Annotated in this window: 1 protein-coding gene; it reads left to right on the forward strand. The window is 72.3% G+C overall.

Features of this window, described 5'->3' with window-relative positions:
• Positions 1-817: ABC transporter ATP-binding protein (locus G3N93_RS41100; protein ID WP_206135651.1), on the forward strand; the 817-nt coding region annotated here is incomplete at both ends.

Raw genomic sequence — 817 nt, forward strand, 5'->3', positions numbered from 1 at the left:
GGCGCGGCGCGATGTCGACCGGCTCGGCACCGGCGCGCGCGACGCGCTCGGCCAGCTCGGCGCGCACCTGACCGAAACGATCCAGGGGCTCGCGGAGCTGACCGCGTTCCAGGCCGTCGCGCGCCGGCGTGAAGCGTTCGTGGCCGAAGTCGATGCGTACCGCAAGCAGCGCGCGAAGCTGCTCGACGACCTGTCGTCGCAGAGCGCCGCGCTGGAAATCGCGAGCGGGCTCGGCGGGCTGGTCGTCGCGGCGCTCGGCGCGCTGCTGTGTGCACGCGGCTGGTTTCCGCGCGAGTCGTTGCCGCTGCTGGTGCTGGTGGCGGTAGCCGCCTTCATGCCGGTGGCCGAAATCGGCCAGGTCGCGCGCCAGCTCGCCGACACCATCGCATCGACCCGCCGCTTGCGCGCACTGGAGAAGGAGCCGGTGCCGGTGACGGACGGCGCGCACGCGATGCCTGCCGATCCGGCCGTGCGTTTCGAGGCCACGTCGTTCACGTACCCGGGCCGCAGCGTGCCCGCGATCGACCGCGTGAGCTTCGAGGTGCCGCGCGGCAGCACGGTCGCGCTGGTCGGTGCGTCGGGTGCCGGCAAGTCGACGGTCGCGAGCCTGCTGCTGCGCTTCTGGGATCCGCAGCAGGGCCGTGTGACGCTCGGCGGCGTCGACCTGCGCGACTTGCGGCTCGACGACTTGCGGCAGCACATCGCGCTGGTTGCGCAGGATACCTACCTGTTCAACGACACGCTCGAAGCGAACATCCGGCTCGCCGCGAACGACGCGTCCGACGCGGACGTGCAGCGCGCGATCGACCATGCGGCG

It is taken from the genome of Burkholderia sp. Se-20378 (assembly GCF_017104665.1).
GTDB classification, from domain to species: Bacteria; Pseudomonadota; Gammaproteobacteria; order Burkholderiales; family Burkholderiaceae; genus Burkholderia; species Burkholderia lata.